The 19833-nt window shown below is 51.3% G+C and carries 16 protein-coding genes and 1 pseudogene; 13 read left to right on the plus strand and 4 right to left on the minus strand.

The features are described from left to right. From HMPREF2572_RS03080 to HMPREF2572_RS03095, 4 genes and pseudogenes are all read right to left on the minus strand, one after another. A pseudogene (locus HMPREF2572_RS03080) lies at nucleotides 1-1628 on the minus strand (hypothetical protein); the annotation flags it as partial. 2019 nt (nucleotides 1629-3647) lie between these two features. Next, a complete protein-coding gene (gene yddG / locus HMPREF2572_RS03090; RefSeq protein ID WP_148132271.1) occupies nucleotides 3648-4571 on the minus strand; it encodes an aromatic amino acid DMT transporter YddG in 924 nt (307 codons plus the stop codon). Between the two features lie 67 nt (nucleotides 4572-4638). Further along, nucleotides 4639-4764 carry a hypothetical protein gene (locus HMPREF2572_RS15195; RefSeq protein WP_283118430.1) on the minus strand — a complete coding sequence of 42 codons (126 nt, stop codon included), beginning with the start codon at nucleotides 4762-4764 and terminating at the stop codon, nucleotides 4639-4641. A gap of 12 nt (nucleotides 4765-4776) precedes the next feature. Beyond that, nucleotides 4777-5205 carry a hypothetical protein gene (locus HMPREF2572_RS03095; protein WP_070496223.1) on the minus strand — a complete coding sequence of 143 codons (429 nt, stop codon included), beginning with the start codon at nucleotides 5203-5205 and terminating at the stop codon, nucleotides 4777-4779. 316 nt (nucleotides 5206-5521) lie between these two features. On the opposite strand from HMPREF2572_RS03095, the gene HMPREF2572_RS03100 reads away from it, so the two are divergent. The 13 genes from HMPREF2572_RS03100 to HMPREF2572_RS03160 all read left to right on the plus strand — a co-directional run. Further along, the gene (locus tag HMPREF2572_RS03100; protein ID WP_070496224.1) at nucleotides 5522-7294 is read left to right on the plus strand and encodes an assimilatory sulfite reductase (NADPH) flavoprotein subunit; all 1773 of its coding nucleotides are present in this window, start codon (nucleotides 5522-5524) and stop codon (nucleotides 7292-7294) included. Between the two features lie 297 nt (nucleotides 7295-7591). Beyond that, on the plus strand, nucleotides 7592-8398 hold the full coding sequence (locus tag HMPREF2572_RS03105) for a hypothetical protein (protein ID WP_246827755.1): 807 nt from the start codon (nucleotides 7592-7594) through the stop codon (nucleotides 8396-8398). Nucleotides 8399-8571: 173 nt separating this feature from the next. Further along, entirely contained in the window at nucleotides 8572-9363 is a 792-nt protein-coding gene (gene nadE / locus HMPREF2572_RS03110) for an NAD(+) synthase (RefSeq protein ID WP_070496225.1), read from the plus strand. Between the two features lie 156 nt (nucleotides 9364-9519). Further along, nucleotides 9520-11529, plus strand: a complete 2010-nt coding sequence (locus HMPREF2572_RS03115) for a site-specific recombinase (RefSeq protein ID WP_070496239.1) — start codon at nucleotides 9520-9522, stop codon at nucleotides 11527-11529. Between the two features lie 55 nt (nucleotides 11530-11584). Further along, on the plus strand, nucleotides 11585-13201 hold the full coding sequence (gene mnmC, locus HMPREF2572_RS03120; protein ID WP_070496226.1) for an FAD-dependent 5-carboxymethylaminomethyl-2-thiouridine(34) oxidoreductase MnmC1: 1617 nt from the start codon (nucleotides 11585-11587) through the stop codon (nucleotides 13199-13201). A 155-nt stretch (nucleotides 13202-13356) separates the two neighbouring features. Beyond that, nucleotides 13357-14736, plus strand: a complete 1380-nt coding sequence (gene norM, locus HMPREF2572_RS03125) for a multidrug efflux MATE transporter NorM (protein WP_070496227.1) — start codon at nucleotides 13357-13359, stop codon at nucleotides 14734-14736. A gap of 76 nt (nucleotides 14737-14812) precedes the next feature. Continuing rightward, complete coding sequence (gene murB, locus HMPREF2572_RS03130) at nucleotides 14813-15853, plus strand: UDP-N-acetylmuramate dehydrogenase (RefSeq protein ID WP_070496228.1); 1041 nt, start codon at nucleotides 14813-14815, stop codon at nucleotides 15851-15853. An 11-nt stretch (nucleotides 15854-15864) separates the two neighbouring features. Next, on the plus strand, nucleotides 15865-16515 hold the full coding sequence (locus HMPREF2572_RS03135; RefSeq protein ID WP_070496229.1) for a TetR/AcrR family transcriptional regulator: 651 nt from the start codon (nucleotides 15865-15867) through the stop codon (nucleotides 16513-16515). 47 nt (nucleotides 16516-16562) lie between these two features. Then, nucleotides 16563-17372: an SDR family oxidoreductase gene (locus HMPREF2572_RS03140; protein WP_070496230.1), complete on the plus strand. Its 810-nt coding sequence runs from the start codon at nucleotides 16563-16565 to the stop codon at nucleotides 17370-17372. A 176-nt stretch (nucleotides 17373-17548) separates the two neighbouring features. Beyond that, nucleotides 17549-18121, plus strand: coding sequence for a ubiquinone biosynthesis accessory factor UbiJ (locus HMPREF2572_RS03145; protein ID WP_003756986.1), 573 nt, complete (start codon nucleotides 17549-17551; stop codon nucleotides 18119-18121). A gap of 21 nt (nucleotides 18122-18142) precedes the next feature. Next, complete coding sequence (locus tag HMPREF2572_RS03150; protein ID WP_070496231.1) at nucleotides 18143-19033, plus strand: NAD(+) kinase; 891 nt, start codon at nucleotides 18143-18145, stop codon at nucleotides 19031-19033. A 157-nt stretch (nucleotides 19034-19190) separates the two neighbouring features. Further along, complete coding sequence (locus HMPREF2572_RS03155; protein ID WP_070496232.1) at nucleotides 19191-19421, plus strand: NGO_0222 family membrane protein; 231 nt, start codon at nucleotides 19191-19193, stop codon at nucleotides 19419-19421. A gap of 9 nt (nucleotides 19422-19430) precedes the next feature. Then, the coding region (locus tag HMPREF2572_RS03160) for a non-canonical purine NTP pyrophosphatase (protein WP_070496233.1) at nucleotides 19431-19833 on the plus strand (403 nt) is incomplete at its 3' end.

Below are 19833 nucleotides of genomic sequence, written 5' to 3' on the forward strand. Positions count from 1 at the left end.
CTGCCGCCGCCGTTCAGTCTGTCGTCTCCGGCCCCTCCTGCCAAGGTATCTTTACCTGCACCACCTTGTAATGTGTCATTACCTGCTCCGCCATGCAGTATGTCATTACCACCATAGCCGCTGATTGCATCATCCCCCGCGCCGCCTGTAATAAAGTTGGCAAGTTCGTTGCCATAAAGCGTATCGTCTTTTTCCGTACCAGTTTTATGGCCGAGTTTTTCCATCGCTTCTTTGCCCAAGGCTTCGGCATATTGTTCAAATGTGCCACTGTTTACAGCATTCAGCGAATATTGCGCCATCAGCGATGAGAGTTCGGTAAATGCGTTATCACCCGAACTGATTTTGCTGTACGCTAAAAATTCGCCCAAATCCACAAAGGCTTTTTCAGGGCTGCGGGCGTACACTTCACCAAAGAGAGCGGCGACATCAGTGAAATCGAGTTTGAATTCGCCGTTTTCCAGCTTCAGTCCGATTTTGTTCAAATACGGTTGCAAACGGGTTTGGAAGAGTAGGTTTTCATAAACATTGTCTGTCAGCTTGCCGTAAGTTTCGCGTACGGTTTTGAGGAAGCTTTCCATCTGCTCTTTGCTTTGCACATAGATGACACCGGATTTTTCACCCGAGAATGCGTCCAATGCTGCAATTTTCGTACGCAATTCGTGCAGTTTTTCTTTGTACTCGTCTGAAACACCACCTGCCAGTAACATCGCCTGCTCCTGCCCTGGAGTTAATGCGACACCTTCGTTCGCAGTGCGCAGCATGGGGGCAGAGAAACGTGTACCGACGCTGTAATTCGGATCGGTTTGCGCCCATTTGTCAACCAGATCGTCCAAGAGGGCTTTTTGCTGCGCCTTGGTTTCCGCTTTGGTATATGCCTGCAATGCGGCGGCAAGTGCGGGCGAAAGGGCTGCCGCTTCGCGCAGATCGCGCAAACGGCCGATGCCTTGCAGGTTTGCCGCCGCACGCTGTTCGTCGGTCAGATTGACGGATTGGCTATAACGGCTGTAAAGCGTATTGTTGCCAAACAACAAATCGCCCATTTTGCGCACATTGCCGTCTTTGCCGGTATAGCTGCCTTCCTGCGCCAGCCGGTTACCATTGCCAAGATTTTGATTGGTATCTTGATATGCAACATTCAGAGACTGTACGCCGACTTCTTCCAGCGTAAACAACTCCTCTTTTTGGCTGACACCATCTTGATTCAAATCGCGCCATACGCGCAATTTGTCAAAGTCAGCATCTTTAGCATCGACCATGCCGTCGCCATTAGAATCATATTCCGCCAAAGCCGCATAGCCGTGCGCCGCCTTCGAGCCGTCTTTCAAGACGGAACTGTCACCGAAAAGCTCCTTGCCGTCATTGATGATGCCATCGCCGTTGCGGTCAACAACCAACAAACCGTCGTCTGAAGCAATCCAGCCTGAAGCCGTACGGATACCGTCGCCATCATGGTCAAACAATGCACCTTTGTAGCGGTTGTGGGAAACGGTTTCGATACCGTCACCGTCTAGGTCTAAAGTAAGCGGGTCGTAGATGTGGTATTTGCCATCACGACTTGTTCCTTCTTTATAATCTCTATAGTGTTCGGGATTTCCCCAGCTATCTTGACGATAATTATCGGGGTGCATTTTTATCAAATCTTTGATAGTAACATCCTGACCATTATTACTAGTTAATGTCCAAACTGTATAACCTAAGCCTGCAATAGTCAAACCCAGCGCAACTGGCGCACCTAAGCCTAATAATCCGCCTACAGCAGCTGCTGTTCCCAGTACATCTCCAATAGATAAACTGCCTACTGAATCCCCAATAGACTTACCCTCATTAAAATACTCATTTGCAACTTTAGATGTCGCAATACCAATACCAAGCCATGAGGAAGCTGTACTTTTACCCATATATTCAGCAACGGCTGCCGTTCCTGAAGCATATCCAGTTGCATACCCAATGGCGCCATTATTTTGATATGCAGCATTTTGATATGCAGCCTTTCCTGTATCCAATCCACTATTAAGAACACCTACTCCCCCACTTGCAGCACCATAATAAGCAGTGGCTTTTACATGTACTCTTACCGCCATAATTTAAACTCCATAAATAAGTAATTAATTTAGTAACCGCTTTAACAGAAATCATCCTAATAAAACGGGTAGTAAAATAATTATCATACTAATAAAAAATTTAGATATATTCTCTATACTACCAAAAACTTCTCTTAAAACCCTGATTTTATTTAAATCATCACTAATCATTAATAGAATTTGCAGATCTAATCTAAAATAAACCTCCTATTATTTATTACATCACACCTAATTATTTAAATCTAACAATTTTAGTTTTTAGGATAAAATATATCCCTATAAAATTCAGAACAAATTCTACTAAAATTAATTTCACATTCTGCACAACAATCTCTATATTTATATTTAATAATAAAAAAACGAAAACAATTACAAATGAATATAAATAGCAGGACTATATTCAAATACTCTTCGATAATAATAACATCTGAAATATTTAACTATATTAATGCAATAATAATATGAATAAAAGCAACAGAATTAACGATAAAATACCATATTTCCAAAGATTCGCAATTCATTTTAGATAAAAGGTATTCAATCCAAATAAACGTATCACTACAACTATAAATACAACAAAAGGCCGCCTAAATGCTTTTTAGCCGACCTTTTATACATTTCTAAAATTATGTAATATTCTACTTTATTGAACATGTATATTATTTACATATTGAACAATTACAAAGATTATAATTTATTCATATGTTATTTTATATGTTATTTCATATATTTTAAATAAACGCTTATTTTTGATAATTTTATAATAAAAGATATCATTTAATCTAATATCCCTAATGCCTGCATACAATATTAATAAGTAAGTAATATTAAGCAGTATAACTAAAATACAAAATATAGAAACATGAGCAGAACAGGCTTCATCCTGGCATTTGATTATATCTAAGAATTAATGGACTAAAGCCATCTTCTCTATGTATCAAATTTTCGTACACCTATTGGTCATAATAAAGGAGGCTATCTCTCACATTCATTGAACAAGCGCGAGATTAATTTCAGGCGCATAAATTCGATTCTTCCAATACTAATTCTAGTTAATTTTTAAGTATAATAAGCAGTCAAATCAAAAGAAAACAACCTAAAAAACAGAAAGAATTTAGATTTAGTAATTTTTATCAATATTTGATATTTTTTATTTTCATTCTAGAATAATTGATTACCATTTAAATAATTAATCTTTATATTAATATCATTTCAACCATTTTCGACAATATGAATATCCCAATTAAATAAAGAAAATCTCATCAATATACTGATAAAATATGGAGCAGTCGCCTTTATATTTTTATTCTACTTTGATTTCTTTTTTTACACTTTCTCATAATATTTTTGATTTAATGTTTGGGAAATATTCTACTGCCAAATCGCTTTAAATATAAAGATTATAATGATTTTAAATAATTAGAATCATCCTCCCAAGAAAACATTTATTTAAATATTGCTGCAATCCCAGTTTGAGTGAGCGATATTTAATTCAAAGAGGTCGTCTGAAAATCCTTTTTCAGACGACCTCTTTGATATTTGCAAAACCCTGATGTAAGAACCGAACTACTCGACTCGTCTGAAACTGAAGTTCTGCGTTGCAAGCCAGCATACGCCTGAGCCGATGCAGACCATAATCGCGCCCTGCCAAAACTGTACAGACAGGGGCGCATTGAGCAGGAAGGAGGAAATGAGAGCCGAGAAAATGGGAATGAAATAGGAAGCGCCTGCCAAAACGGTCATATTGCCGCATGAAATGCCGATGTTCCAAACTGCGTAGCCTAACCCCATGCAGGCTGCGGCGGAGACGGCATAAAGTATGGAATCGGTATCAAAATGAAGGCTGCCGTAGCCGCCTGCGAAATATTTTGCCCACAGGATACAGGATACGAGAAGAAAGAAAAAACCAACGGCGTTGCCCTGCGCTTTCGTTCTAGCGGTCAGGGTGCAGTATGCTGCCCAAAACAGCGCGTCTAACAATGCCATGATGTAACTGAGCGGGTTGGTTCGGACGTTGCCGATAATTTCGGGCAGAGAAAATCCGCCGTCACCGCCTAAAACGGTGGCAATACCTATAAACGACAAGGCAAAGCCTATGCCTATCCACCATTTTGCCGGCTGTTTGTTAAACCAAACCGCGCCGATGATGGTAAACGTCGGCCAAAGATAATTGACCATGCCGACTTCGACCGCTTGGCGTGCGTTGTCGGCAAAACCGATGGAAAGAGACAGGCACAATTCGCAGCCGACGAAAAAAATGCTTGCCCAGAAAAGATAGCTGCGGCTGAACTGCCGCAAATTCGGCAATCCGAAAATAGCCAAGAGCAACAAAGTGGAAAGGCTATACATCACCGCCGCGCCACCAACCGCCCCCATGTGCAGGCTCAAGGCGCGTATCAATCCGACGACGGAACTCCAAAAGGCTACGGCAAGCAGACCTATGGATGTGGCTTGATTGGGGGTAAATGCGTGTTGGAGCAGACGGTTCATGATGTGTTGTGTTGAAATTTGTTTTATTGTGTAATTTTTTGATATTTTACGCCTCCTGTTTGCATAATCAAGAGGAAAGGTCGTCTGAAAACACGAGTGCAGATACTGCCAAACTGTTTTCAGACGACCTTTTGCTGTTTTCTGAATTTAATATTCCTTCCCCTAGAGACGAATTCAGTTTCATTTCAGTCATGATTTCTACTTATTACAATCGCAATTCTTCAAAATAGTTATTTATCGTCATATCTGAAACAGTAGCTAAATCTATCAATTCTGGGTTGATTATGTAATTTTTCAAGCTATCAGAATGATTCAAATGGTAAATAGTCGTCAACAAATTAACAAAATACCTTTCCCCTTTTACCATTATTTTTTCATCGACATCCGTTATAAAATAAATTTCCCTATCTTTCAGATATATGATTTGATTTTTCTTCAAATCTACCGTCCATTCCTCAATCGATTTATTCATGCGCGCATTTTGAATATACAGTTCAAACTGATGGCTATAAGAAAAATCTATTCCTACTTTAATAAATAAATCATCTCCAAAAAATTTGGATTCAAAATCAGCCCATAGCTCATCTTGAAATTTTTTATTTACTTCTTTTATGAAATCATTAAATTCAATCATCTGATTACCTCTGACGGCAGCTTTATATAAGCTGCTTTATTAGTTGTCCGATGGACATCTGCGCTTTTGCTGCCCTTAAAAATCTCAAAGGATTATAGTCGGGTCGTCTGAAAACCGATATCGACCCTATCTTTCTCTCCCAATCCAGAATATAACGAAATCGCATTAAATTAAAACCAAGCATTCTTTCCGTTTTTCAGACGACCTGTTTACAGTATCGCCACTGTTTTCAGAAAAATTCACCATTCAACCAAACAATTAAAGCCGCGCAGGCAAATGCTCTGCCTCAAGCAGCCGTCCGCACAAAGGAACCGACATGACCCCAGCCAACCCGCTTCCCATCGAACTTTCCGCACAACTCGCCGCCCTCTCGCCTACACAGCTCGCTTGGCTTTCCGGCTACTGCTGGGCGCAAAGTCAAGGGGCGGCGGGCAGTTTGGGTGTTTCCGCTGCTGCCGTTGCCGCCACCGCGCGACGCGTGTTGGTCTTATCCGCCTCGCAAACGGGCAATGCGCGTGGCGTTGCCGAATCTTTACACACCAAACTTAAAACCGCAGGCGTAGAAGCCGTGTTGAGCAGCGCGGGAGACTTCAAAAGCAAAACACTGCCCGATGAAGACATCGTGTTGTTGGTAACATCCACGCAAGGCGAGGGCGAGCCGCCCGAAGAAGCCCTGCCGCTGTATAAATTCGTCTTCGGCAAAAAAGCCCCCGATTTGGGCAAACTCACTTTTGCCGTCTTGGGTTTGGGCGATTCTTCCTATCCCAATTTCTGCCAAGCGGGCAAAGACTTTGACGCCAAATTCGCCGAACTGGGCGCACGTCGTCTGAACGACTTGGGCATCTGCGATTTAGAGTTCCAAAGTGCCGCCGACGCGTGGATAGAAGCCGTCGTCCCCCAAGTTGCCGAACTTGCCGCGCAAACCGCAGCAGCATCCGTTACGACACCTGCCGCCCTTCAAACCGCAGGCGCTGTCTATACCAAAGACAAACCCTATACCGCCACCCTGTCCGTCCGCCAAAAAATCACGTCCCGTTCCGCCGAGAAAGACGTGGAACACATCGAAATCGACCTATCCGGCTCCGGACTGCACTATCAGGCAGGCGACGCATTGGGCGTACTCCCGCTCAACGCTCCCGCTTTGGTTCAAGAAATCCTTGATTTGCACCAATTAAGCGGGGAAGAAAAAATCCGCCTTTCAGACGACCTCGAAACCGACATCCGCACCGCCCTGACCGAGTCCGCCGATATCACGCAAAACACACCCGCCCTCGTGCAGCAATACGCCGAGTTGTCCGGCAGCGAAGCACTCAAAACCACAGCCGCCGACAAAGCCCGATTGGACGCCTACCTCGCCGCTACCCCGCCCGTCGGCGTCTTCGCCGCCTACCCCCATCCGCTGGACGCGCAAACCTTGTTCCAACTGTTCCGCCCCCAAACCCCACGCCTTTACTCCATCGCCTCTGCGCAAGACGAAGTCGGCGAAGAAGTCCACCTGACCGTCGGCGTCGTCCGCTTCGAACACCACGGCAACACCTACACCGGCGCAGCCTCAGGCTATCTGGGCGAACGTCTTGAAGAAGGCGGCGAAGTACGCGTATTCGTCGAACCCAACCCCAACTTCCGCCTGCCCGCCAACGGCGACACCCCCGTCATCATGATAGGCGCAGGCACAGGCATCGCCCCCTTCCGCGCCTTCATGCAGCAACGCGCCGCCAACGGCGACAACGGCAAAAACTGGCTCATCTTCGGCAACCAACGCCTCGCCGACGACTTCCTGTACCAGCTTGAATGGAGCGATTACCGCAAAGACGGCATCCTCACACGCGCCGACTTGGCATGGAGCAGACAAGGCGAACACAAAGTCTATGTCCAACACAAAATCGCCGAACACGCCGCCGAAGTTTGGAACTGGCTGCAACAAGGCGCACACCTCTACGTCTGCGGCGACGCCACCCGCATGGCACGCGACGTAGAAACCGCCCTGATCGACGTCATCGAAACCCAAGGCAAACTCAGCCGCGACGATGCCGAAGACTATCTCAACGAAATGCGCGAAGACAAACGCTACCAACGCGACGTTTATTGATACCTACCCAAACGAAAGGTCGTCTGAAAAGCCCAAATCGGGTTTTCAGACGACCTTTCGCATCATCAAGCCATTTATAGTGGATTAAATTTAAATCAGGACAAGGTGAGGTAACGCCGTCCTGGTTTAAAGTTACCACTATATCTCGCTAAACAAAGCAAACCATTCAGACACACCTTCCACCGCTTATCCCATCTGCTTTACCCATTATCTCAACCCAGCTAACATACAAAATTCATCGTCATTCCCATCCAACACAAAACCCGATTTATTTGTTACAAACCGCATCAGGATATTATGAACATCGAAAAAGTACAAAGAAGGTTATCAATAATGAAGACATTCAATAAAAAGCTGACTGTATTGGCAGGTTTGCTGGTTATGACGGCGTGTAACAATCAGCCGAACTTGACGCAAGATAGAAAGCAGGATGCAGAAGCCGTTAAAACCGCATCGACCTCGCATTTTGAATGTCATCCTTCCGAATATAGGTTTAATACACTTCCCCCGCTCCCGCCTGTAGACCCTGCGGCATACCCGCGATATGAGCCTACGCATTTTGAGGCAGTTAATCGCCTGCCTATTCCCATGAACAAAAAACTAATTGTTCCCAAATTGCAAGAGTTAGGCTTTATCGAAAAAAGCAATAATGAAATCGTTGAAAAAAATTTCGGGAAACAAAATATGTATAGAGCCGCTGACTATCATGCCAATCTTTTTTCTGTATCTATAGTTTTAAAAGACTTTGTCAAGTTGGGATGTCCGTATAGTGTCAACATATATCATGTCAATAACAAGGTAGACGGTGTGGATGCTGTGATTGGAAACGATGGACTTATCTTGAAAGACACCACTATCCCCGATTTAATCATTTCCACCATCGACCATAAAAACAAACCGGACAACCTGTTTAAAAACCTGTTGGACAAACATATCCAAAACATCGAAGCCTTTAAACAGAAACAGCCGCTTAATGAAGAGCTGATCAGCACGCGCGCTGTGTATGATGGCATTACCTATGAAATCAATTCTTTTAAGGGCGGCAGGTCAACCAATCTGCAAATCTATCGATATAAAGACAAGTCAAACAAAAAATCTCATTAAAACACGGGAGCCAGCCGTTCATCACACAGGTCGTCTGAAAACCTAAAACCGACCATGTTGCAGACACTGCAATCTGTTTCGCAACGCCAAACCTATGTTTTCAGACGACCTGCCATATGCCGCTGCCTTTCAAAATCAGGTATGATTCCCCCTTTCAAATTAGGAGCCTGACTATGCAGACCCAAGCCGTTATCCGCCATATTGCCGACTGGCTGAAAAACTATGCCGCCACCGCACACGCCAAGGGGTTTGTCGTTGGGGTTTCCGGCGGTATTGATTCCGCAGTCGTTTCCGCCATCGCGGCCCGGACGGGGTTAAAAGTCCTTCTGCTTGAAATGCCCATCCGCCAAAAAGCCGACCAAGTCAGCCGCGCGCAGGAGCATATCCGCCGGTTGGAGCAGGCATTTCCAAATGTAAGCGGGATGAGTGTGGATTTGACGCCGACTTTCGATACTTTTGCCGCCGATGTCGAAGTCGATGAAACCAAGTTCCCCGCCAAACAGCTTGCGCTTGCCAACGCCCGCAGCCGCCTGCGGATGCTGACGCTTTATTATTACGGTCAGCTAAACGGTTTGCTGGTTACCGGTACGGGCAACAAAATCGAAGATTTCGGCGTCGGTTTTTTCACCAAATACGGCGACGGCGGCGTGGACATCAGCCCGATTGCCGACTTGACCAAAACGCAGATTTATCAAATTGCCGCCGAACTGGACATCGCCGAGTCCATCCAAAAAGCCGCGCCGACCGACGGGCTTTGGGATACGGAGCGCACGGACGAAGAGCAGATGGGCGCAAGTTATCCCGAACTCGAATGGGCGATGGGCGTTTACGGCACGCACCGTCCCGAAGATTTTGAAGGCAGGCAGCGCGAAGTCTTGGAAATCTACACCCGCCTGCACAAAGCCATGCAACACAAAGTCAATCCGATTCCCGTCTGCAAAATTCCCGAAGAGATGCTGAAATAAGCGAAAGGTCGTCTGAAACTGGTTTTCAGACGACCTTTTCAAAGCAAAGAGGGTTGAAATCGTCAAACATTGCTCCAAAATATCGAATGTGCTTACAGCAGGTTGCATAAATTACCCGAACTTATCAAACCCGCCGTTTTGTGTAAAAATACCGCAATGGAAAAAATTACTCACCAAAATCTACATCCTCTACTTTCCAAAAGCCTGACCGACACCGATTTCGTCCTTATCCTAAACGCCTTAATCAAATTCCTGCGGCGCGGCGGCAAAAAACAGGCGGCAGAACGCTTCGACCTGATTATCGCTACGCTCAAACAAAACGAAGCACTTGCAAAAAACTTCAGCGGTCGCTTTTACCACTGGCTTTCGCAAGTCCACATCTATCCGGCTTTGATCAAACTCGGCATCTTCTCGCGCCACAGTTTTACCCGCGAGATGGGCATACGCATATACGAACGTTTCAGCCCGTCCTACAAAGATTTCGCCAACCTGCGCGAAGTATTCCTCTATCTTTTCCATTCGGAAAACGACGACAGATGGCTGCAAACCCTCAGCATCCGCCAATGGTTGAGTCTGTACGACCTTATCCGCACCAGCGTCGATCCCACCTTGCTGCAAAACGCCTGCCGCCAGTTGGTTGACGCACGCCTGCGCGCCATTGAAATGCTCGCCATTTGGATTGCGTCCGAAGCCCTCGAACCTGACCTCATCCGCATCGCCCCGCGCCTGCTCGAAGCCGACTCGCCCTTCGTCGCCCTCCAACGTGAAACCGCCAAACTGGTCGAACACTACCGCAACGACACCAGCCCTTACGACACTGCCCACCTCGAAGTCATGTTCGACCAGTGCAGCAAGCAAATCGACTATCTGCGCCGCAAAGGCACGGGCGCAGGATCAGGCTCGTCCGTCAAAGTCGCCCACTTGCTCGAACGGCTCCAGCAGACCATAGGTCGTCTGAAACTGCTCACCGACATCCAAACCGATGCCGGCAACCGCAACCGCCTCACCATTACCCTGATGAATTCTCTCATCTACGCAGCAGTCGAGCAATACAGTACCCGCCACCTGCGCCGCAGCAGCATACGCATGCTCGCCCGCAGCATTACCGAAAACAAAAGCCACCACGGCGAGCATTACATCACCCGCAACCGCAAAGAATATTTCAAAATGTTCTACTCCGCGGCAGGCGGCGGCGTCATCATCGCCCTGATGGCGCTGTATAAAATCCATATCGGCTCACTCGGCTTCAGCCCCTTCGTTACCTCCTTGTTGGCAGGGCTCAACTACGGCATAGGATTCATGATCATCCACATGCTGCACTGCACCGTCGCCACCAAACAGCCCGCCATGACTGCCGCCAGCTTCGCCGAACAGGTCGATCTCAACGAAGGCGGCAAAGCAGTGGACAACAAGCTTGCCAAGCTCCTTATCGACGTATGCCGCTCTCAAAGCGTCGCCGTCTTCGGCAACGTTTCCATCGCCATCCTTTTGGCGTGTGCCATATCGTTCGGCTATACCCATCTGCACCAACAGCCCATACTCGATGCCCACACAACCGCCTACCAGTTCAAATCCATAGACATCATCAATCATCCGACCCTATGGTATGCCGCTATTGCGGGCTTGTGGCTGTTCTGTTCCGGCATCATCGCAGGCTTCTTCGACAACCGCGCCGACTACCTCAACCTGCGCCAACGCCTGCCCTTCAATCCCTTATTGCGCAAAATCATGCGCCCCAAACCCCGCCGCGTCCTCGCCGCCTACATCCACAAACACTACGGCTCGCTGGTCGGCAACTTCATCTTCGGTATGCTCTTGGGCATGACCGGCTACTTCGGACACCTCCTCGGCCTGCCGCTGGATATCCGCCATGTCGCCTTCTCCTCTGCCAACCTCGGCTATGCCGCCGTCAGCGGCAACGTCGGCTTTGGTACATTCATGCTCGGCATTTGCAGCGTTCTCGCCATCGGCTTGGTCAACCTCATCGTCAGCTTCACCCTCGCCCTCTTCGTCGCCCTGCGCTCGCGCGGCACGAAAATCGGCAGCGTCGGCAATTTGTGCAAAAGTTTCTGGCAGCAGATTAAGGCCAACCCGCTGATCTTGTTTTTCCCGGTTACGCCGGTTCAGACCAAAGAGCCGACTAAAGAACAAGGAGAAAAGCATTAAGGCAAGCCGACAGACAGCGCTTCAGTAATCAATCTCTTTTTCAGACGACCCCGCTATGCCCATCCTCGCTTGGAACACCCCGCCCGCCCCTGCCGAACTTGCCCGCGTGATCGAAACTCATCCCGCGCCGCTGCATCTGGTTGCCTGCCTGACCGAAAACCGCATGCCCGATTTTCCTTTGTCCGATGCCCCGACCGAGTTGGAAGGTCGTCTGAAAACCCGTCTCGACCAAGCCGTAAAATGCCTTCAGTTCAACAGCGTCAACTTTCTGGAAAACCTGTTGCCCGACGTGCATCTCTGGCTTGTCCCGCCACACCGCGCCGACAGCCTGCATGAACATTTCGACCATATCGAATGGCAGACCGAAGCCGTGCCGCAAGCCGCTCCCAAACCCGTCAAACCCTGGTTCAGACGACCTCAATCTACCACTCCGCCCGAACACGCATTGGTTATCGGCGCGGGCATTGCCGGAGCCGCGACCGCGCGCAAGCTGGCGGAACACGGCGTGCGCGTTACCGTTTTGGAAGCGGGCAAAGCGGCGCAAGGCGGCAGCGGCAACCGCCAAGGGCTGCTCTACGCCAAAATCTCGCCGCACGACACCGAGCAGACCGAACTGCTGCTGGCGGGCTACGGCTACACCCGCCGCCTACTGCAAGACCTGCTGCCCGATTCCGACGCATGGGGCGGCGACGGCGTGTTGCACCTCAATTTTGACGAAGCCGAACGCAAACGCAATCAGGAATTGGGTTTGCAGCAACATCATGCCCACCTTTACCGCAGCGTCTCCGCCGACGAAGCTGCGCAAATCGCAGGCATAGACGTCTTTTCAGACGGCCTCTACTGGTCGCAGGGCGTATGGCTGAACCCGCCCGCCGTTGTCCGCGCCTTGCTGAATCATCCGCTGATTGCGTTGCACGAAGACACGCCCCTATCCTCCGCCGAATACGACGGCGCAAACTGGACGGCGAACACGCCGCGCGGCAGCTTCAGCGCAAGCCACATCATCTACTGCATGGGCGCACACAGCCCGAACGCCGCCGACGCCAACGTCTCCGCCCTGCCTTTCCGCCAAATCCGCGGGCAAACCGGCGTAGCGGCGGCGAGCGGTTTTTCCGAACGCCTGCGCTGCGCCCTATCCGGCGAAAGCTACATCAGCCCGAGCTGGCAGGGGCAACACTGCTACGGCGCAACCTTCGTCCTCAACAGCAACGACGACGCTTGGCACCCGCACGAAGAAACCGCCAACCGCGCCGCCCTGCAACAACTCAACCCGCCATTGGCGCAATCATTGTTTGAACAAAACCCGCTTCGCTCGGTTTCAGACGACCCCTTTGAACAACCACAAGGACACGCCGCCCTGCGCTGCGACAGCCCTGACCACCTGCCCGTCGTCGGCGCACTCGGTGACATCGCCGCCATACAGACCGCCTACGCCAAACTCGCGTTGGACAAAAACTACCGCCTCGACAACATCCCCTGTCCCTACCTGCCGAACGCCTACATCAACACCGCACACGGCACGCGCGGCCTCGCCACCGCCCCCGTCTGCGCCGCCGCCATTGCCGCCGACATCCTCGGCATGCCCCAGCCGCTGTCCCAACGCCTGCGCACTGCCCTGCACCCCAACCGCGCCGTCATCCGCGCCATCGTGCGGCAGCAGCCTTTGCTTTGATGCGCAAGAGGTCGTCTGAAAAGCTGCCTGACCAAGCTGTCAATCGCCCTCCGTTTCCACTATAATGTCGCATCCCATGCCCATACGGAACAGGCCGTCTGTTTTCAGACGACCTGTTTCTTTATTTCCGCTTTTTTAAAGTCCTACAAACACTTATGCTGCTCGACCTCAACCGCTTTTCCTTTTCCGTCTTCCTGAAAGAAATCCGCCTGTTGACCGCCCTTGCCCTGCCCATGCTGTTGGCGCAGGTCGCGCAGGTGGGCATCGGTTTTGTCGATACCGTGATGGCGGGCGGTGCGAGCAAGAAGGACTTGGCGGCGGTGGCTTTGGGCAGCAGCGCGTTTGCCACGGTTTATATTACCTTTATGGGCATTATGGCGGCGCTGAACCCGATGATTGCCCAGCTTCACGGCGCGGGTAAAACCGACGAAGTGGGCGAAACGGGGCGGCAGGGGATTTGGTTCGGGCTGTTTTTGGGGATTTTCGGCATGGTATTGATGTGGGCGGCGATTACGCCGTTCCGCAACTGGCTGACCTTGAGCGATTATGTGGAAGGCACGATGGCGCAGTATATGCTGTTCACCAGCCTGGCGATGCCCGCGGCAATGGTACACCGCGCCTTACACGCCTACGCTTCCAGCCTGAACCGCCCGCGCCTGATTATGCTGGTCAGCTTCGCGGCGTTTGTGTTGAACGTGCCGCTGAACTATATTTTCGTTTACGGCAAATTCGGTATGCCCGCTTTGGGTGGCGCAGGCTGCGGACTGGCGACGATGGCAGTGTTTTGGTTCAGCGCGCTGGCGTTGTGGATTTATATCGCCAAGGAAAAATTCTTCCGTCCGTTCGGACTGACGGCAAAATTCGGCAAACCGGATTTGGCGGTGTTCAAACAAATTTGGAAAATCGGCGCACCCATCGGGCTGTCTTATTTTTTGGAAGCCAGCGCGTTTTCGTTTATCGTGTTTTTGATTGCGCCTTTCGGCGAGGATTATGTGGCGGCGCAGCAAGTCGGCATCAGTTTGTCGGGGATTCTCTATATGATTCCGCAAAGCGTCGGCTCGGCAGGGACGGTGCGCATCGGCTTTTCATTAGGACGGCGCGAATTTTCGCGGGCGCGTTACATTTCTGGCGTGTCGCTGGTGTCGGGCTGGGTGCTCGCCGTGATTACCGTGCTTTCCTTGGTATTATTCCGTTCTCCGCTGGCAAGCATGTACAACAATGATCCGGCGGTTTTAAGCATCGCCGCCACCGTCTTACTGTTCGCCGGCTTGTTCCAACCGGCAGACTTCACCCAATGTATCGCGTCCTACGCCCTGCGCGGCTATAAAGTGACCAAGGTGCCGATGTTCATCCACGCCGCCGCCTTCTGGGGCTGCGGCCTGTTGCCGGGCTACCTGCTCGCCTACCGTTTCGATATGGGCATTTACGGCTTCTGGACGGCATTGATTGCCTCGCTCACCATCGCAGCCATCGCCTTGGTGTGGTGCTTGGAATTGTGCAGCAGGGAGATGGTCAGATCGCATAAGGTCGTCTGAAAACTCCGCCGATTAAAATATCGAAACAATGGGCTGAAGCCCGCCACTGACAATACCCATTTTAAAGTTTAAACCCATGCAACCCATCCAATACCAAACCGACCTCACCCCCTACAACACTTTCGGTCTTCGCGCCAAAGCCCAAGCCTTTATCGCGCTCGAACACGCCGACGAGTTGCGCGACATCGTCCGACTGCCCGAGTTCGACCGCAATACCGTTTTATGGCTCGGCGGCGGCAGCAATATCCTTTTGATGCAGGATTACGCCGGACTGGTCGTACATATGGAAAACAAAGGCATACGCGAGATTGCGCGTTCAGACGGCCTCGTTTACATCGAAGCGCAAGCGGGCGAAATCTGGCACGATTTTGTCCTGCACACCGTCGCGCTGGGCTTGAACGGTCTGGAAAACCTGAGTCTGATTCCGGGTACGGTCGGCGCGTCGCCCGTGCAGAACATCGGCGCATACGGCGTGGAAGCGAAAGACGTGATTCACAGCGTGCGCTGCTTCGATTTGGATACGGAAGCCTTTGTCGAGCTTTCCAATGCCGACTGCCGCTTCGCCTACCGCGAAAGCCTGTTCAAGCACGAAGGCAAAGGGCGTTATGTGATTGTTTCGGTCGTATTCGCCCTGAAAGAGCGTTTGGAGCCGAACTTGGGTTACGGCGATTTGGCAGCCGCGGTTGCCGAACTGAGCGCGGGCAGGGCGCCGACGGCGAAAGACGTTTCCGATGCAGTGTGTGCAATCCGCAACAGTAAACTGCCCAATCCTAACGTACTTGGTAATGTCGGCAGTTTCTTTAAAAACCCCGTCGTCAGCGCGGAAAAAGCCGCTTCCCTGTTGCAGCAGCATCCCGATATGCCGCGCTATCCGCAGCCCGACGGTTCGGTCAAACTCGCCGCCGGCTGGCTGATCGACCAATGTCGTCTGAAAGGCTTCCAAATTGGCGGCGCGGCGGTACACGACCGGCAGGCTTTGGTTTTGGTGAACAAAAACAATGCCTCTTCAGACGACGTTTGGAAGCTGGCGCAACACGTCTGCAATACAGTATTTACTCGATTTCAGGTAGAATTACACGCCGAACCCAATTGGCTGCCCGCTTCGTTCAGCCTATAAATCCAAGGAGTATGCCCGTGACCCGCATTGCAAAAACCAATACTTACACCCGCATCATTGACGCCAGCCTTGCGCTCTTCAACGAGGAAGGCGAGCGCAACATCAGTACCAACCATATCGCGGCGCATTTGGGCATCAGTCCGGGCAATCTTTATTACCACTTCCGCAACAAAGACGAAATCATTGTCCAACTGTTCAAACGTTACAGCGAAGCCCTGCTGGCATACCTGAATGAAGCCGTGTTGCCGTCCGATGTGGAAGACTCCATCAACTATATGGCGGGCATTTACGACGTCATGTGGGAATACCGCTTCCTGTTTAGCGACGTGAACACCCTGCTTGCGCGCAGTGCCGAATTATTGGGCGAACACAACACCTTCACCCAAGCCAAAGTCTCCCCGCTCTTGGTCAACCTGCTCACCCAGCTCAACGGCCTGAATATCATCCAAGCCGACCAAACCGCCATGAACGATCTCGCCGTCAATATGTGGATGGTCACGAAATACTGGTTCGACTTCGACAGCTCCCTGCGCGGGCGCACCAAGCTGACCGAAGACTCCAAAGCACGCGGCATCCGCCGTACCTTAAGCCTTCTGCGTCCCTACCTCTTGCTGGAACACCGCGAGGAATACGACCGGAAAATAGGCGGTGCGCAGTCATAATTTCCATGCCGTCTGAGCCTATTTCCAGACGGCATTCATCTATAAACATGATACATACCCCTCCTTCCGCCTCCCCCAACGCATCTATCTTAGGCTTGGGCTATCTCGGCCGCCCTTTGGCGCAGAAACTCTACGAACACGGCAGCCGCGTTGCCGCCATCAAGCGCAGCCTGACTTCGGACGATATCAATCTGCCCATACGCCTCGACACTCTCGACCTCAATCAAGACAATGTGTTTCAAAGCGCGAACCTTGCCCGCGATACAAGCTTTTGGCGGCACCACGCCGACAAACCCGTTTGGTTCTGTCTTTTGCCGCCATCCTCGCTGACGCATTACGCCGATACCGTCAAACAATGGGCAGAACTTGCCCGGGCGTGCAACGTGCAACACCTGATTTTCACGAGCAGCACCAGCGTTTACGGCGATAAAGCGCGGGAATGCGACGAAACTGCCACACCCGACCCGCAAACCGAGTCCGCCCGCCAAATCTTCGCCGCCGAGCAATACCTGCTCGACAGCGGCGTTCCGAACATCGACATCCTGCGGCTGGGCGGGCTTTATTGCGCCGAACGCCATCCCGTCAGCCGCCTCGTTCAAAAACAAAACATTCCGGGCGGCAACCAGCCTGTCAATATCGTCCACCGCGACATCGCCGTCGAAACCCTGTTTCAGACGACCCTCCATCCAAACGGCAGACGCATCCGCAACATCGTCGAACATCGCCACCCGACCCGCCGCGATTTCTACACCGCCGAAGCCGCCAAACTCGGACTTCCGCCGCCCGATTTCGCGCCCGACGACACAGGCTGCGGCAAAATTGTAAATACCGTTTCCGCCGACGGCTTAAGCCTGTAAAATTACGGCTCCGCGACCGTTTCAGACGACCTTTCGGCAGCGGCAAAACCAAAACCAAAAAACACAGTCTTACTTAACATAGTGAGTCAACAAAATCAGGATAAGGCGAAGCATCGCCGCACAAATCAAGTTTACACACTATACAACCCCAAGCCCGAAAGTATCGAGAACACCCTATGTCCGCCCTATTTCCCGTTATCAACCACCTGATACAGCAAAATCCGGAACATCAACAAGACCTGTCCCGCCTGTCAGGCAAAACCCTGAGCCTCAACCTCGCCGGATTCGGACTGACCGGACGCATCAATCACGACGGCTTCCTCGAAACCGCCGACCAACCCGCCGACACCCTCATCACCTTCCACCAAAGCGCCATCCGCAAAATCCTCACCGGACAAGAACCCGGCGTCGGCGACATCAGCCTCGAAGGCGACCTCATGCTCGGTATGACTGTACTGCCCATACTCGGCAGCCTGCGCTACTACGCTTCAGACGACCTCGCCCGCATCTTCGGCGACTCACTCGCAGGCAGCATAAGCGAACGCGCCGCAAACATCGGGCAAACCGTCAAAAAAATCGGACAAAGCATAGCCGAGCAAATCAGCGACTTTTCCCGCGAACCCGAATCCCCCGTTATCGACGCCGCCACTCTGTCCGCCTGGATGGAAGAAGTAGACAAACTGCGTGACGACGTCGCCCGTCTCAACGAACGCCTCGACCGGCTCGAACGCGACATCTGGATAGACTAATTTTCAGACGACCCCATGCCTATGAACAGCCCGTTTCACAACATCGGTATCGTAACCCGCCCCAATACCCCCGAAATCCAAAACACCGCCCACACCCTCATCCAATTCCTGCAGGGACACGGCCTCACCGTCTATCTGGACGAAATCGGCATAGAAGAACGCTGCATCTATGTTCAAGACACCGTCGGCTGCCACATCGTCAGCAAATCCGACTTGGGCAAACACTGCGACCTCGTCATCGTCCTCGGCGGCGACGGCACATTCCTCTCCGTCGCCCGCGAAATCGCTCCCCGCGCCGTACCCGTTATCGGCATCAACCAAGGGCATTTAGGCTTCCTCACCCAAATCCCCCGCGAAAACATGACCGAAGAGCTGCTGCCCGTCCTCGAAGGCAAATACCTGCCCGAAGAGCGCATCCTCATCGAAGCCACCCTCGTCCGCGACGGACAAACCTTCCACCGCGCCCTCGCCCTCAACGACGCCGTCCTCTCGCGCGGCGGTGCCGGACAAATGATAGAGTTCGAAGTCTTCATCAACCAAGAATTCGTCTATACCCAACGCTCCGACGGCCTCATCGTCTCCACCCCCACCGGCTCCACCGCCTACTCCCTTGCCGCCGGCGGCCCCATCATGCAGGCAGGCTTGCACGCCTTCACCCTCGTGCCCATCTGCCCCCAATCCATGACCAACCGCCCCATCGCCATCCCCGACACCTCCGAAATCGAAATCCTCGTTACCCAAAGCGGCGACGCCCGCGTCCATTTCGACGGACAATCCTTCATCGACGTACAAAACCTCGACCGCATCATCATCCGCCGCTACCACAACCCCCTGCGCATCCTCCATCCCACCGACTACCAATACTTCCGAACCCTGCGCCAAAAACTCCACTGGGGCGAACAGCTCGTATAAACGCAAAAGGTCGTCTGAAACCCGATTTCCCAGTTTTCAGACGACCTCATCAACCCACAAACCCTTCTCCCCATTCCCAAACCAACGCCATCCCTATCTAACAACAAACGGACAACCCAAACCACGCATCCGCCCTTTATCAAAAACGTCCCCAATCATGAACCGACAAAAAACCTACCTCCTGCTGACCGCCCTTTTCACCCTAATCTTCATCGGACTCATCATGCTCGGCGGCTACCTGCTTTCCATCCAAAGCAAACAATTCGCCGTTGCCGCCTTCCTGTTCGCATTCGGCGCTGTCTTCGCCCAAATCGGCAGCCTCGCCCTTTATATCCGCCATAAAGCCCGAGCCCAAATCATGCGCTCGCAACAAACCGAATCCCATTAAGGAAAACCCATGTTCGAAAAAATCGTCCTCGCCAGCGGCAACGCAGGCAAACTCAAAGAATTTTCATGCCTTTTCGCAGATTTGAACATAGAAGTCCTGCCGCAATCCCAGTTCGACACGCCAGAATGCCCCGAGCCGTACCACACCTTCGTTGAAAACGCGCTCGCCAAAGCCCGCCACGCCGCCAAACACAGCGGTCTGCCCGCGCTCGCCGACGACTCCGGCATCTGCGCCGCCGCGTTAAACGGCGCACCCGGCGTCCTTTCCTCCCGCTATGCCGGAGCAAATCCCAAATCCGATGCCGCCAACAACAAGCGCCTTTCAGACGACCTCGCCGACAAAGCCGATAAAAGCTGCTACTACGTCTGCGTCCTCATCCTCGTCCGCCACGAAAACGACCCGCAACCCATCA

Origin of the sequence: Neisseria sp. HMSC064E01 (assembly GCF_001808875.1) — a bacterium.
Lineage (GTDB): Bacteria > Pseudomonadota > Gammaproteobacteria > Burkholderiales > Neisseriaceae > Neisseria > Neisseria sicca_A.

What these genes read in the sequence shown, in the direction of transcription:
- yddG (WP_148132271.1), bottom strand. Translation starts at nt 4,571, where the DNA reads ATGAACCGTCTGCTCCAACACGCATTTACCCCCAATCAAGCCACATCC.
- HMPREF2572_RS15195 (WP_283118430.1), bottom strand. Translation starts at nt 4,764, where the DNA reads ATGACTGAAATGAAACTGAATTCGTCTCTAGGGGAAGGAATATTAAAT.
- HMPREF2572_RS03095 (WP_070496223.1), bottom strand. Translation starts at nt 5,205, where the DNA reads ATGATTGAATTTAATGATTTCATAAAAGAAGTAAATAAAAAATTTCAA.
- HMPREF2572_RS03100 (WP_070496224.1), top strand. Translation starts at nt 5,522, where the DNA reads ATGACCCCAGCCAACCCGCTTCCCATCGAACTTTCCGCACAACTCGCC.
- HMPREF2572_RS03105 (WP_246827755.1), top strand. Translation starts at nt 7,592, where the DNA reads ATGAACATCGAAAAAGTACAAAGAAGGTTATCAATAATGAAGACATTC.
- nadE (WP_070496225.1), top strand. Translation starts at nt 8,572, where the DNA reads ATGCAGACCCAAGCCGTTATCCGCCATATTGCCGACTGGCTGAAAAAC.
- HMPREF2572_RS03115 (WP_070496239.1), top strand. Translation starts at nt 9,520, where the DNA reads ATGGAAAAAATTACTCACCAAAATCTACATCCTCTACTTTCCAAAAGC.
- mnmC (WP_070496226.1), top strand. Translation starts at nt 11,585, where the DNA reads ATGCCCATCCTCGCTTGGAACACCCCGCCCGCCCCTGCCGAACTTGCC.
- norM (WP_070496227.1), top strand. Translation starts at nt 13,357, where the DNA reads ATGCTGCTCGACCTCAACCGCTTTTCCTTTTCCGTCTTCCTGAAAGAA.
- murB (WP_070496228.1), top strand. Translation starts at nt 14,813, where the DNA reads ATGCAACCCATCCAATACCAAACCGACCTCACCCCCTACAACACTTTC.
- HMPREF2572_RS03135 (WP_070496229.1), top strand. Translation starts at nt 15,865, where the DNA reads ATGCCCGTGACCCGCATTGCAAAAACCAATACTTACACCCGCATCATT.
- HMPREF2572_RS03140 (WP_070496230.1), top strand. Translation starts at nt 16,563, where the DNA reads ATGATACATACCCCTCCTTCCGCCTCCCCCAACGCATCTATCTTAGGC.
- HMPREF2572_RS03145 (WP_003756986.1), top strand. Translation starts at nt 17,549, where the DNA reads ATGTCCGCCCTATTTCCCGTTATCAACCACCTGATACAGCAAAATCCG.
- HMPREF2572_RS03150 (WP_070496231.1), top strand. Translation starts at nt 18,143, where the DNA reads ATGAACAGCCCGTTTCACAACATCGGTATCGTAACCCGCCCCAATACC.
- HMPREF2572_RS03155 (WP_070496232.1), top strand. Translation starts at nt 19,191, where the DNA reads ATGAACCGACAAAAAACCTACCTCCTGCTGACCGCCCTTTTCACCCTA.